Below are 13629 nucleotides of genomic sequence, written 5' to 3'. Positions count from 1 at the left end.
GTCAGGTCGTTCTGCAGGCAGCGTGTAAGCACGCACCCATAAGAGGCTCTTCACAGTTGAGGGTGTAGTTGGGGTCTGAAGCCGCCTGCTTCGAGGAGGCTGCGGGCGATGTAGTGGGTGAGGTTGCGGAACCCGAGGGCGGAGCCTCGTAGGTGTTCCAGGCGCCCGTTCACGGCCTCGGTAGGTCCGTTGCTGGTGCGGGGCCGGTCGAAGTAGGCCAAGACGTCCTCTGCCCGCTTGGTCAGAGTGCGGCCGAGCTTGCGCAGCTCGAGCAGCGGGTCGGGCACGCTGTCGGTGAGGGCGTCGATGACCGATCTGGCTTCGGCGCGGCCAGCGGCCCGGTCGGGGTGGCGGTAGGCGTGGATCATGCGCTGGTAGATCCCCCAGGTCGCCTCAACCTCGACGTGCTTCTCGTCTGCGAACAGCTCGGTGAGTCGGTCGGTCTGCTTGTCGGTGAGTAGATCGGCGCCGGTGTGCAAGGTCCGGCGCGCGGAGTAGAGCGGGTCGCTCTTGCGGCCGCGGTGCCCATGGAGTTCCTGCTGGACCCGGCGCCGGCAGGAGTCCAGTGCGTCGCCGGTGAGGCGGACGACGTGGAACGGGTCCATCACGGTCACCGCGTCTGGGAGCTCTTCGGTGGTGGCGGTCTTGAACCCGGCGAAGCCGTCCATCGCGACGACCTCGATGCCATCCCGCCAGGCTTGGTCACGGTCTGCCAGCCAGGTCTTGAACGCCTTCTTGGAACGTCCCTCAACCATGTCCAGCAGGCGGGAAGGGCCGGTGCCGTCCCGTACCGGGGTGAGGTCGATGATCACCGTCACGTACTTGTCGCCGCGCCGGGTGTGGCGCCATACGTGCTCGTCGACCCCGACCACGCGGACGCCGTCCAGGCGGGTCGGGTCGTCGATCAGCAGGCGCCTACCTTCGGCCAGGACCGCGTCGTTCGCGGTGTTCCACGCCACGCCCAGACCCTCAGCGACACGGGACATCGACAAGTGGCCGACCACGATCCCGACCAGGCCCCACCGGAGCCCGGCGCGGGAGACCCTCGCCCGCGGCTGCGCTGCTGCGCTGGTGTCTTGACGCCAGACGTGCCCGCAGTCGGCGCACCGGTACCGGCGGATGGTGACCAGCAACGTGGTGGGGCGCCACCCGAAGGGTTCGTGTGCAAGCTCCCGGGTCACGGTGTCCCGCGGGATGCCCTTGCAGCCACACCGCCTGCACCAGTCATCCGGCTCGGCCACCCGGCAGGCAAGCACCGCCCGATCGGGCAGCAGCCGCTGCCCCGTAGCGACAAGGCCCAGAGCGTCCAGGCGGGTGAAGGTCGTCAGGTCAGGGGCAGTGAAGGTAGCGTCAGGCACGTCGAGGTCTTCCGGATGGTGAGCGTCAGAACTTCCATCCTCAGGGAGACCTCGACACCTACCCCCGCACCGACGCGCCCACGACTCCTACACCCTCATCTGTGAAGAGCCCCATAAGAGCGGTCCCGCATAGAGATGTTTTGAGCTACCCAATGTCAGGCAGTCGCTGAAGTGCATCCGATGCGACGGGGGCTAGGGCGTTCACGGCCTGCCAAGACCCGTACCAAGCGCCAGGAATCGAGACGACATCCAAGCCCTTGGATGCAATGGTTTTGAATCGTTCAGCGAGCGAGCTCGAATCGTTCTCGTCCTCGACCCTGAGACCCTCTTGCTCTATTGTCCTAGACACCCATCCATATGCAACCGCCATCCGTTCAGCGGCAGAAGAGATTCCGTCTGGCCCCATGATTGCGATATGGTCTAACGCCCACAACATGTCATGTAGGCGACGGTTCATCAGGTCGGCGATCTGGGCGGGAAGGTGCTCGTCGGCACCAATATCATCAATCAGTTCAGCTACCTGCGCCCGCAGTTCCGTGGCCTGCTCTTCACTCGGCAATCGACCTTCGATGAAGTTGTCGCGGAGATGCGAGGCCAAGCCCCCCAGTGCCGCTCGGGACTGTTCAGATGTGCCGCCCTGATTGATGTAGTTGTTTCGGCCGGATGCCAAGGGGATGAACGCGCGAGACCAACTTTCTTTATTCAGTGCGAAGATTCGTCGCTGGTGCTCGTCACCCGTGACTTCGAGGGCACGCTCGATATCGCTGATCAAAGCGAATGCCTGCGCGATGGATGTGGTGACGTCTTCCGAATCCACCTGCAAGGTCTCCGACCAGACGCTGTTGTACATCGCATTTGTCTTATCTCCCAAGGCCTCCTCGTGGCGCTCCAAAATCTCATACAGCCGTTGCGCCGGGTTGGACGTCGGGGTTGCTCGAGGCGACATGTCTCGATGCTACTCGCTTGCGCTCATCGCTGGTGCAAGCCCTAGACGGCGGATTCGCACAGTGGTTGGTCGATTGAGGCGGGTTTCGATGAGCTAGCCGGGGGTTGTGTACACGGTCTTCTGGTCGCCGCTGTGACTCGACTTGAGGAGGGGAGCTCTCATGCCCGGCGCCCGCGCGGAGCCGACTACCCCGCCGCTTGCCGCCAATCGTCGTACGTGGCGCTGACGATGTGCTCCACCATCATCTGGCGGAAGTCCAGGTTCTCGAAGAACTTCGTGAACAGCTGCCCGTTCCTCTGGTCACGCTCGAGCATCATGTCCTCCAGTTTGTGGTCCACCACGAGCTTGTAGGCGGCGCGGTCGTTGTTGTCGCGCACCTCCTGCATCTCCGAGTCCTGGCCCACCACCATCGTCTGCTGCTCGAACCACAGCCGGTCGGCGTCGTCGAGGTCGGCGCCGAACTTCTCGTTCAGCACCGCGATGAGCGCCGACAGCCGGTCCGCCATCGGCTCGGCCTCCGCACCCTTGCCCTCACCGGGCAGCGCGTCACCCGGTTCCGCGTCGCCGTCGAGCACGATCGACGCCTCGGCCTGCGCCGAGATCCGCAGGTGCGACAACTGCACCGATTTGCTGATCTGCGGCATCGGGTCCCCCTCCTGCCGCGGCAGGTCGGCCAGGAGCAATTTGCCAAACAGGTACAGCCGCTCCTGCTCCGGATCGGCCCACGGCATCACCTGAGCAATGAACGTGTACGCCCGGCAGAACGCATCCAGCTGCCCGCGGAAGGCCTCCGCCGCGTCCGGGTCGCGGTCGTTGAGCAGCACCCACCGCCCCACGGCCTGGCCCACCAGGTGGTAGATCCGCTCCTGGTCCTTGTCCGTCCCGTCCAACACCAGCTCCACGGCCTGCTGCATCTCGTCGGCCACCAGCACACCCGCGTGCTTCAGCTCCTGCTCCATGGTGTGGAGTACCTGCGGGTCAGTGGGCTGGGCCAGGCTCTCCTCGTAGAACGGCTCGAACGCCGCCTGGATCTCCTCGGCAGAGTTGGCGAAGTCCAGCACGAACGTGTCGTCCTTGCCGGGCGTCGTCCGGTTGAGCCGGCTCAACGTCTGCACCGCGGCCACGCCGGACAGCTTCTTGTCCACGTACATGGTGTGCAGCAGGGGCTCGTCAAAGCCCGTCTGGTACTTCTCCGCCACCACCAGCACCTGGTACTCGTCGTGGAACCGTCGCGGCAGCTCACTCTCCGGGAAACCGTTCAGCGCCGACTCCGTCACCGACACCTCGGGCGCATCCGGGTCCGACACCGCACCGGAGAAGGCCACCAAGGTGCGGAGCGCCCCCGGCCCCCGGTCGTATCCCTTCTTGGTGATGTATCGCTGGATCGCCTCGTGGGTCTTCATCGCGTGCAACCGCGAGCGTGTCACCACCATCGCCTTGGCGCGCCCGCCGATCTTGTGGGCCGTCTTTGCGCGGAAGTGCTCCACGATCACCTCGGCCTTGCCCTCCATCATGTGGGGGTGCAGCGAGGCGTGCCGGGCCAGGGCGGCCCGTCCCTTCCGCGTGTCGATGCTGGGGTCGTGCGAGGCGTTCGTGTTGACCAGCTTGTAGTAGACGTCGTAGGTCGTGTAGCTGGCCAGCACGTCGAGGATGAACCCCTCGGCGATGGCCTGCCGCATCGAGTAGGTGTGGAACGGCCGCTTGAGGCGGTCCTCGCCCATCTGGCCGAAGATGTCCAGCGTCTTCGGCTTGGGCGTGGCGGTGAACGCGAAGAACGAGAGGTTCGACTGCTTGCCTCGGGCGTTCGCGCTCTCCAGCAGGGAGTTCTCCGCCTCGCTGGGCTCGTCGCCGTCGGTGGCTTCGGCGGCCTCCGCGTCCTCCAGGGCGGCCTGCATGTCGCCCTTGAGCACCTTCTTCATGCCGCTGAACGCCGTGCCCGATGTGGAGGAGTGGGCCTCGTCGACGATCACGGCGAACTTCCGCCCCATCACCTGGCCGCTGTCCCCCAGCTCCTCCTGCTGCTTCTTGGCGAGCTCGATCACCACCGGGAACTTCTGGAGCGTGGTGATGATGATGCGGGCAGCGTTGCCCTCGAGCGCCGCCTTCAGCTGCTTGGAGTCCTTGTCGATGCGGACGATCGTCCCCTCCGTGTGCTGGAGCCCCGCCACCGTGTTCTGCAGCTGCTTGTCCAGCACCTTGCGGTCGGTCAGCACCACGACCTTGTCGAAGATGGGGGCGTCATCCTTGCCGTGCAGCCGGGAGAGCAGGTGGGCGCTCCAGGCGATGGTGTTGGACTTGCCCGAGCCGGCCGAGTGCTGGATGAGCCGGTCCACCCCGGCACCGTCCTCATAGGTGGCCTGCAGGATGGAGCGGACCGCGTGCCACTGGTGGTACCGGGGGAAGAGCACCTCCCACTCACCGCCTCGGGCCTTGCGCTGCTGGATGAACGAGCCGAGGAGTTCCAGCCAGGCATCCCGTTGCCAGACCTCCTCCCACAGGTAGGCGGTCTGGTAGCCGCGGCTCGTGGGGTTGCCCGCCGTGCCCGGATGACCGGGGCCGTTGCTGCCCTGGTCGAAGGGCAGGAAGCGCGTCTCTCGTCCGGCCAGTCGAGTGGTCATGGCCACGTGGTGCTGGTCGACGGCAAAGTGCACCAACGTCCGCCCACGGAAGATGAGGTCGTGGGGGTTGCGGTCCTCGCGGTACTGCGTCTTGGCGTTCTCCACAGTCTGGCCGGTGAGGGGATTCTTCAGCTCGGCCGTGGCTACGGGGATGCCGTTGAGCACCAGCGTCACGTCCACCGAGTGGCTGGGATTGCTCTCCGAGTGGTGGAGCTGGCGCACCACTGCAAGACGGTTGGCCGCGTATCGCCCTGCGATGGCCTGGTTGAGTCCGCTGGCAGGGCGAAAGGTGGCCATGTCGATGGGGACGCCCGAGTTCTTGAACCCGTCCCGCAGGAGGCTGAGCGTGCCGCGGTGGTCCACGGCGTCGGCGAGTGCCTCGACGACCTTCTGTCGCGCGACCTGGGCCCCGCTGTGGCGGGTGACGAGCTGCTGCCACGCCTTCGGCTGGCTGTCGGCCAGCCAGGTGGCGACCTCGTCGGGGAACAACCCCAGGCGGCGGTCGTAACCGTCGGGGGAGAGGAAGGACCACCCCTGGTCGGTCAGATGGCTCTCGACATTGGCCTCGAACGGCTGCTCGCATGTATTCGCCATGGCGTCACTCCGGGATGCGGGTGCTTGCGGTGGTCACGTCCAGCTGCCCGGTGACGGCAGCGGTGATGAGGGACTGCTTGTACTCGGTGAGTAGTTCGATGGAGCGGGTGAGTGCGTCTTGGGTGGTGCGCACGGCATACGCTCTCGCGGTCCACTCATGGACTACTCGCTCTTGGTCGGCCACTGAAATCCGCGGCATGGGGAGGGAGCGGATATCTTCTGCGCGAATATTCACCATTGATCCCGACGTCCCGGTCCCGGCTCCACTGAGGGCGCCGCGGATTCGGCGAGTTTGCCCAACAAGGGAAGCGAATTGGGGGAGGACTGAGTCACCTAGTTGCACGCGCATGATTTTGTCTGAGAAAATTCGTCGCGGTTCACAGTCTGGCGGTGCACAGCAGAAGATCCCGACTCTCGGTGGTGTGTTCGCCCTAGAGATCAAAAGGTCGCCGGGGTTCACTTCATACTGCCGCTGGGGCTGGAGGGATGGGGGGAGCGACTTGTTTTCATGCTGCCGGTAAAGCCCCGGGCGAATTGCGCTGACTTTCAGGACTCCCCACTCGCCTGGCTCGGCCGGCTCCGAATGGCACTGTGGACTCCATCCTTGCTCGATTCGCGTTATGGCGTAGCCGAAACGAGCGGCCGTTTGCCAGTTCGCCGTCGACAATACCGAGTCTGGAATTGCCTGTAGGTGGTCGTCGAGGAGTGCATATTGCGCCCGGCGGGCGGCGATGATCCGGTCGATGCGGGACACGCGGTCGTCGAGGAAGTCGGCGATCCGTCGCTGGTCCACCAAACTGTGAAGGGGCACCTGAAGCGAACGATATCGGGCGGCGGAGAAGTTCTCGATTGTCGACTTCACGGCGCCGGTTACGATTTGATCCCAGTAGTGCTTGGACTGCATCCAGTGCAGAACGAATCTCGCGTCTGTGCGGTCGTTGGCCCTGAACCTTGCTAGGAAGCCGGCAAAGCATGCGGGATCATCGGACATGTACATCGTGCTCTTGCCGATGCTCCCGGCTGCCGTCATGACAATGTCGCGCTTGAGGAGGGGCGCGTTTCGCGCGATCTCGGGTGGCTGCGAGGCGAAAACGTCTTCGCGCAGAGAAGTGGGTGTCGCGATGTCGGTGGTTCGTACGTAGCGTGGCCACGTAGGTTCGCTGTGGGCGCCGGGGAGCCCAAGACCGTTGACGATGGGCGCGCCGCTCAGGTGCCGGAGTTGAACCGTCTTCACAGCCCCAGCCCCTTCATCCAGCCCTGGATCTGCTCCTCCAGGTCCCGGATCTCCGCGGCGATCTCCTCGACGGGCCGCGGGGGCTCGTACACGTAGAACTGTCGGGTGAACGGGATCTCGTAGCCGACCTTCGTCTTGCTGTAGTCGAGCCAGGCATCGGGCACGTAGGGGTGGATCTCGTCGTGGAGGTGCTTCTCCGCATCGGCATCCAAGGTGCTGTAGCGCTGGTGCTGAGGAAGGTCCATCCACCCCTCGGGGAGGGGGATGTTCTCCTGATCGCGGAGGTCGGGGTCGGGGGCCGGCTCACCCTTCTTCATGATCACCGGCGCCTCGTCATCGGAGATGGCTGCGCCCTTGAGTACCGCCTTGCGGTCCTTGGGGTCGAGGTCGGTGAGCTCGTTGGACAGGGCTTTCTCGGTGTCGAAGCGGCGACCCACGAGACCCTCGATCCCCTCGTGTGCCTCGGCCAGCTCGGGGGTCACCTCCCAACGGCGCCGCATGGGCCGCTCCACGGTGATGCGCTGGTATCCGAAGGCGTTGCGGTCCATCACCCGCACACGGCTGTCATCCGAGAACTCGTCCAGCGCGCCGCCGTAGAGGTTGGCGATCTGGTCGATCGCGTCGTCCTTGATCTCCTTGCGCTTGTCCCCGAGGGACTTGCGCATCTTGGTGCCCATCTCACGGGCGTCGATGAGGCGCACCTTGCCGCGGCTGGCCTCATCCTTGTTGTTGGTCAGGATCCAGATGTAGGTGCTGATGCCCGTGTTGTAGAACATCTGGTCCGGCAGGGCGACGATGCCCTCCAACCAGTCTTTCGCCAGGATCCAGCCGCGGATCTCCGACTCCCCACTGCCGGCCTGCCCGGAGAACAGCGGCGACCCAGACAGCACGATGCCGATGCGGGATCCGCTCGTCTTCATCTTGCTGATCATGTGCTGCAGGAAGAGGAACGAGCCATCCGAGACGCGGGGTGTGCCCGCGCCGAAGCGGCCGTCCATGCCCAGGCGCTCCGCCTCATCCTTGATGGGCGCGGCGTACTTCTTCCAGTCCACGCCGTAGGGCGGGTTGGCGAGCATGAAGTCGAACTGCTGGCCCTCGAAGGCGTCCTGGGTGAGGGAGTTCCCGTTGCGCATCTGCTCTGGAGGGATATCCAGCATCATCAGGTCAGACTGGGCGATGGCCCAGGTCTCGTCGTTCAGCTCCTGGCCGCTCACGGTGACCACCGCGTTGCCGTTGAGGTCGCGGATGCGGTCCATGGCGCCCACGAGCATGCCGCCGGTCCCGGCCGCGGGGTCGTACACGGTACGCACGGGCTTGGGGTTCTCCATCAGCTCGGTGTGCGTCCTGCCGGTGAGGAGGAGCTCCACCATCAGCCGGATGACCTCACGCGGGGTGTAGTGCTCACCGGCCGTCTCGTTGGACATTTCGGAGAACTTCCGCAGCAGCTCCTCGAAGATGTAGCCCATGGCCTCGTTGCTGACCACGCTGGTGCGCACGTCAAGGTCGGCAAAGTCGGCGACCACCCCGTAGAGGATGTCGTCCTTGTCCATGCGCTCGATCTTGGGATCGAAGTTGTACGCCTCGATGACGCGGGCGGCCTCGGGGGAGAGGGCGCGGATGTAGGCGGCCAGGTTGTGGCGCAGGTTGGGGGCGTCGTTGAGCAGCGTGGTGAACGACAGCGGGGAGGTGTTGTAGAAGGGGCGGCCCGCGGTGCGCTTGAGGAGCTTGTCCTGGCCGGGGCCGATGGTGTCCCACCCCTTGGCCTGGGCCACGACGGCGTCCTTGGTGTCCGCCAGGGCGGCATCCATGCGGCGGAGGACCAGCAGGGGGAGCATCACGGAGCCGTACTCGTGCTGCTTGAACGTGCCGCGGAGCCGGTCGGCGATGCGCCAGACGAAGGCGACCTTGTCCTCGAAGCCCTGCGGTGCCATGTGTCTCCGTACGTGGGGTGTGGTGTGTGCTGGGGTCTCCAGTGGAGGCTACGTCGCGCGGCCTGGGTGGGGCCATAGCAAGCCGGGCGCGGTCTGGGTCTGGTTCGAGTGCCACCGTAGGCAGGGGCGACAGCGAAACGGCAGAAGAACCCTTGCGGTTCCCTCGTGACCCCCTATACTGGGGTTGATAGGTTGGATGGCTTTCTATCAATTTGTTACCAAACTAGCCGCTACTTTTATTTGCGCGAGGAGCGTGCGGTGGAACATCTTGAGTGGATTTCTTTCACGCTGACGGCAGCGGGGTTCTTGCAAGCAATTGGGGGCTTTGATCTCCTGCTTGGGCAACTTTTTTCAAACCCTGGAAGTAGGGCCATCAGGCGCTATAGGTCGCGTGATGCAGCGATTGCTTCTGCTCAGTATGCGGTTGATGCGGCGAGGGTTGATCCCAAGGCTCGGCAGTGGATCGTAGAGGACAATCTAAACAAGGCCGCTCGTGAACACTCGGCAGCGAGGAGGCTCACGGCTGATGAACCTGGGTGGTACGTCGTGATGGCAGTAGGGATTGCCCTGCTGACCGTTGTTTCTTTGGTGATCTTGGGGATGGGGAACAGGGGTGCTGCAAGCCTGGTGTTCATGTGTTCATGTGGGTTAGCGATCGTTGTGTTGATCCATACTGGCTGGGTGACGTTCTGCGACATGGCCACTGCTGTGCGCAGGAACGGGTGGATCGTCCTAAGAATGTCCGGGCTTGGATCCTCAGATGCCGGGAAGGCCTACGCGAGGAACTTGCGCTCGCGGAATCGCGTGAAGGATTATTCCCTGAGGAGTGGGTCGAAGTAGTTTGGTGCCTGGGAAGCATCCCGCTAGGCAGCGGACCCCACCACCCCACCTACGCCACCATGGCCCCATGACCGCACCGCGCACCGCTGAGGACCTCGCCGGCCCGCCGCCCACGCTCGGCAGCTCACTGCGCCACCTGGCCCGCCCCCTGGCCGAGAGCGTCGTCATCGGCACCCTCGTCGCGGCCGTGATCGTGCCGGTCGTCGGGTTCTCCTACTCGTGGGACCACCCGTGGCTCTACTGGGGCATGGCGTCCGCGCTGTTCCTGCTGGCCGGCCTCCCGCGCACGCTCCCGGCGGTGATCGAGGGCATCGTCAGCGACACCCTCTCCCGCACCGGCATCTTCGTCGCCATCGCCCTGGCGATGGTCACGGTGGGCGCGCTGTCCGGCATCGGCGCCGCCCTGCTCGCCACGGCCGAGCCGCTGCCCGACACGCTCGCGGGCCCCCTCGCCGCGGGCCTGCTGGTCACCGCCGGCGGACTCTGGTTCTGCGCCTGGCTCGTTGCCATGACCCTCCTCGTCCGCCTCCCGCCCGGCGCCGCCGTGGTGGCCCTCGGCTGCGGCATGGTGATGGTCCTCATCGCCGCACTGGGCCCCCTCGCGCCCGCCCTCCTCGTGCACCTGGGCACGCCCACGATGGTGGGGTGGGTCACCGCATCGACCCTGCTCACCCTGCCGGCCATCGGACTGATGCTGTGGGCCCACCGGCCGTTCCACGCGCCCACCCGCGGCACGACGGCCCCGTAACCACCCTCCCGGCAGGATGGGCCCATGCCCAGCTTCACGCCGCCCGGAACGCCATCCCCCACCCGTGCACTAGGCACCCTCCTGCTCGCGCTGCTGCCCGGGTTCATCGCCCTGGTGATCAACATCATCACGATGGCGGTGGCCGTGGTGGCCATGCTGCAGGAGGACATGGACGCCCCATGGACCATGTGGAGCCTGCTCGGCGGCATCCTGGCCCTGGTCAACATGATGAGCGTCTACAAGGTGGTGGGCAGGGTGGCCAGGGTGATGCCGGCCTCCCGCCCCGTGGTGCTGATGATGTTCCTCACGGTGCTCGTGGGCGTTGCGGTGACCGCCGGCATCGCCGCGGCGCTGGTGGCCCGCATCGAACCGCCACCGGCCTCCCTGGGTGACGCGTGGCTGACACCCACCCTGCTGATCTTCGCCGCGGCGGCATGGATTGCCGCGTGGGCCGTGCCCGTGGCGTTCATCGGGCGCGTACGGACCGTGCCCGCGCAGCTGGGCGCCTTCGTGCTGATCGTGCTCGTCTGCGCCGGTGTCATCGGCCCCATGGTGCTCACCGACCACGGCGCGAGCTGGATGGTGAAGCTCGCCCTGCTCACGCCGCTGGTGACCCTGCCGATGGCGATCGGGCTCCTGCTGACCATCCCGCTGCAACTCTTCGCGCTGCCCGAGGACGACGACTAGGAAAGGGTGGGGCCCATGGTCATGCAGACACCAGGCGTCAAGCACCGCGCGGAGTGGGCCGCCGGCACGGTGCTGCTCGCCCTGAGGCCGGGCTGCCTGACGCTGGTGGCCAACGCCATCGTGCTGAGCGCGGGCCTGGTGTATCTCGTGATCGATGGGGGGATGGACGACGCGTGGGTCAGCTGGGGCCTGCTCGGCGGGGGCATGGCCCTCCTCAACGTCCTGACCCTCTACCCGGTGCTGGGTGAGGCGGCCAACAACGTTCCGCTCTCGCGCCCCGTGGTGGTGGCCATGTTCCTGCTGCTGGTGGGCGGCGGCGCGGTGATCTGTGGGGTGGCGGCGGCGCTGCTGGGGCGGTTCGTGCCGACGCCGGCCAGCCTGGGGGACTCGTGGTGGGCGCCCACGCTGCTGATCTTCGCCGCGGGGGCGTGGATCGCCGCGTGGTCCGTGCTGCTGATGTTCTGTGGGCTGCTGCCGCTGTTCCTGGCCCTGCCGGTCGCCATCGTCCTGTGCGCGGTCGCGTTGGTGGGGGTTGCGGGCCCCATGCTGCTGGTCGCGTTCGGTGACGAGTGGATGGTGAACCTGGCCATCGCCTCCCCGGTAGTGACGCTGCCGGTGATGCTGGGGCTGCTGTTGCTGATGCCCCTGCAGCGCCTGTCGCCCCGGTGGCGGCGCGGGGGTCGATGAGGAGCGGCGGGGCGGGCGCCACCGCATCGGCTGACCGTGGCGGGGTGGGGGCCGCCGCCGTACGCTGCGAGCCTCATCAGCTCTAGAGAGAGGCCCGGCCCATGGAGTTCTCGAGCATCGCCGAGTGGACCTTCAGCGACGAGGTGCCCGTACCGGGCGACGTCATCGACATGCTGGTGCCGGGGGAGGAGGCCGTGGCGGCGTACAAGACCATCCGTGACGCGGCCATCTTCACCACCCACCGGCTGATCGTGCGCGACGCCCAGGGCCTGACGGGCAAGAAGGTGGAGATGTACTCGCTGCCCTACAGCTCCATCAACATGTGGTCCTCGGAGAACGCTGGGCGCTTTGACGTGAACGCCGAGGTGGGGCTGTGGACCCGCGCCGGGCACGTGAAGATCAACCTGCTGCGAGGGGTTGACGTGCGCCGGCTCGACGGGCTGATCGCGCGGGCCGTGCTGGGTGGGTGACGGTCCGGGGCAGTGCGTTGGGCCACCATGGTGAAACGCGCGCGGCGTACGGTGTAACCGTGGCCCTCAACATCAAGAACGAGCGCGTGCACCAGCTGGCGCGGGAGGTGGCGGCGTTGCGCGGCACGTCCCAGACCAGCGCGCTGGAGGCCGCGTTGGAGGAGTACCTCGAGCGCCACGCGGCTGAGCGCCCGAGTGAGGACGAGCGGTGGGGGAAGGTCACAGCGCTGGTGGACCAGATCCGCATCGACCTGCAGGGCACAGGCAGTGGCTCCCTGCGTGATGATCTGGCGGATCTCTACGACGACCACGGGCTGCCCCGGTGATCGTCGACAGCTCGGCCATCGTCGCCGCCCCGTACTGACGCCACGGCCACCGCCCGGCGTGGGGGAGCCGGGGTGTCACCATGGGGAGCGTCACCGCATCGGCGGTGCGAGATGCAGGAGGCGGAGCATGAGGCGGTGGCGGGCGCAGACCCACGAGGAGCGAGAGGCGGCGTTCCGGTCGGGGACCAACCGACTGAGGACGCTCATCGCCAAGTGGGGTTGTCTCGTGTCGTCACTGGTGATTGCCGGGGTGGCGGTGAGCTTCTACCGCGAGGGCAACACCGCCGGCGCCGTCGCCGTCGGCGTGCTGGCCGCAGCCTTTCTGGTGCTGTTCTTCTGGCTCGGGTGGGAACTGAGGCACTACCACCCGGAAAAGCACGGGAAGCGCAGGAAGCACAGCGGCGCCTGACGCACCGTTCTCGGTAGGTCAGGCGCCGCCCTGCGGGGTCCTGGTCACTTCTTCTCGATGGCCTTCTTCTGCTCCTCGAGCACCTTGGTGAGGTCATCGGTCGAGAGGCCCTCGCCGCTCGCCGCGACCACGTTCTCGCCCACGGTGGTCACCAGCAGGGTGATCTCCTGGGTCTGGCCCATGGCGGCGATCTTCATGACGAGCCCGTCCACGTCGTCCTGGTCAACCTTCTCGAAGCCCATGGTCATGTCGAACATGCCACCGGTGAGCTCACCGCACTCGTCCGCCAGCTTGTGGACGGCCTTGACCGCGTCGTCGTGGTTGTCCTGCTTCTCGGAGATGCTCAGCTCCGCCACCTGCTCACCCTTGGTGTAGGTGGCCTTGGCCAGGCCGTTGTCGTCCGAGGTGTTGAGCGAGTCGTCCTCGTCCATGGCCTTGCCGGCGTCCAGGCAGCCCTGGGGCACGTCATCGAACTCGGCGGTGAGGTCCTGGAAGGTGCTGTCGCTGCCGCCTTCGTCGTCGCCCTCGTCGTCGCCCTCGTCGTCGGACGAGATCTCCTGCTCGGACTTGCTGAAGCCGTCCATCGGGAATGCGTCCTCGCTGAGCAGCACGGCCTTCGCGTCCTCCTTGGACAGCGTCTCGGCCTCACCCCCGCACCCGGCCAGCGCGACGGTGGACAGCGCGAGGGTGGACAGAACGGCGATGCGACGCATGGGCTTCTCCTGACGTGGGATCCGCGCGGGTGTGTGGCCGCGCGCGCCCATTCTCGCCACGGGCCCGC

Annotated in this window: 13 protein-coding genes; 7 read left to right on the top strand and 6 right to left on the bottom strand. The window is 66.2% G+C overall.

The features are described 5' to 3' along the window. Positions 1–50: 50 nt before the first annotated feature. The 5 genes from ACEY2A_RS07365 to ACEY2A_RS07345 form a co-directional block, all read right to left on the bottom strand. The gene (locus ACEY2A_RS07365; RefSeq protein WP_374927953.1) at positions 51–1358 is read right to left on the bottom strand and encodes an ISL3 family transposase; all 1308 of its coding nucleotides are present in this window, start codon (positions 1356–1358) and stop codon (positions 51–53) included. A 145-nt stretch (positions 1359–1503) separates the two neighbouring features. Continuing rightward, complete coding sequence (locus ACEY2A_RS07360; RefSeq protein ID WP_374927952.1) at positions 1504–2304, bottom strand: hypothetical protein; 801 nt, start codon at positions 2302–2304, stop codon at positions 1504–1506. A 185-nt stretch (positions 2305–2489) separates the two neighbouring features. After that, positions 2490–5516: a type I restriction endonuclease subunit R gene (locus ACEY2A_RS07355; RefSeq protein ID WP_374927951.1), complete on the bottom strand. Its 3027-nt coding sequence runs from the start codon at positions 5514–5516 to the stop codon at positions 2490–2492. Positions 5517–5520: 4 nt separating this feature from the next. After that, a complete protein-coding gene (locus ACEY2A_RS07350; protein WP_374927950.1) occupies positions 5521–6750 on the bottom strand; it encodes a hypothetical protein in 1230 nt (409 codons plus the stop codon). After that, the gene (locus tag ACEY2A_RS07345) at positions 6747–8681 is read right to left on the bottom strand and encodes an N-6 DNA methylase (protein WP_374927949.1); all 1935 of its coding nucleotides are present in this window, start codon (positions 8679–8681) and stop codon (positions 6747–6749) included. Before ACEY2A_RS07345 ends, ACEY2A_RS07350 begins: the two co-directional genes overlap by 4 nt. Positions 8682–8939: 258 nt before the next feature. On the opposite strand from ACEY2A_RS07345, the gene ACEY2A_RS07340 reads away from it, so the two are divergent. The 7 genes from ACEY2A_RS07340 (at position 8940) to ACEY2A_RS07310 (ending at position 12848) form a co-directional block, all read left to right on the top strand. Then, complete coding sequence (locus tag ACEY2A_RS07340; protein ID WP_374927948.1) at positions 8940–9521, top strand: hypothetical protein; 582 nt, start codon at positions 8940–8942, stop codon at positions 9519–9521. A gap of 67 nt (positions 9522–9588) precedes the next feature. Next, positions 9589–10269, top strand: coding sequence for a hypothetical protein (locus ACEY2A_RS07335; RefSeq protein WP_374927947.1), 681 nt, complete (start codon positions 9589–9591; stop codon positions 10267–10269). A gap of 24 nt (positions 10270–10293) precedes the next feature. Continuing rightward, positions 10294–10956, top strand: coding sequence for a hypothetical protein (locus tag ACEY2A_RS07330; protein ID WP_374927946.1), 663 nt, complete (start codon positions 10294–10296; stop codon positions 10954–10956). Positions 10957–10971: 15 nt separating this feature from the next. Beyond that, entirely contained in the window at positions 10972–11643 is a 672-nt protein-coding gene (locus ACEY2A_RS07325; RefSeq protein WP_374927945.1) for a hypothetical protein, read from the top strand. A gap of 101 nt (positions 11644–11744) precedes the next feature. Next, entirely contained in the window at positions 11745–12113 is a 369-nt protein-coding gene (locus ACEY2A_RS07320) for a PH domain-containing protein (RefSeq protein WP_374927944.1), read from the top strand. Positions 12114–12172: 59 nt separating this feature from the next. Continuing rightward, complete coding sequence (locus ACEY2A_RS07315; protein WP_374927943.1) at positions 12173–12439, top strand: type II toxin-antitoxin system VapB family antitoxin; 267 nt, start codon at positions 12173–12175, stop codon at positions 12437–12439. A 127-nt stretch (positions 12440–12566) separates the two neighbouring features. Further along, positions 12567–12848 carry a hypothetical protein gene (locus ACEY2A_RS07310; protein WP_374927942.1) on the top strand — a complete coding sequence of 94 codons (282 nt, stop codon included), beginning with the start codon at positions 12567–12569 and terminating at the stop codon, positions 12846–12848. A gap of 44 nt (positions 12849–12892) precedes the next feature. On the opposite strand, the gene ACEY2A_RS07305 is transcribed toward ACEY2A_RS07310, so the two are convergent. Continuing rightward, positions 12893–13561, bottom strand: coding sequence for a hypothetical protein (locus ACEY2A_RS07305; protein WP_374927941.1), 669 nt, complete (start codon positions 13559–13561; stop codon positions 12893–12895). Positions 13562–13629: the final 68 nt, after the last annotated feature.

It is taken from the genome of Kytococcus sedentarius (genome assembly GCF_041937525.1).
GTDB classification, from domain to species: domain Bacteria; phylum Actinomycetota; class Actinomycetes; order Actinomycetales; family Dermatophilaceae; genus Kytococcus; species Kytococcus sedentarius_A.
This window is presented reverse-complemented; position numbering and strand designations above follow the sequence as displayed.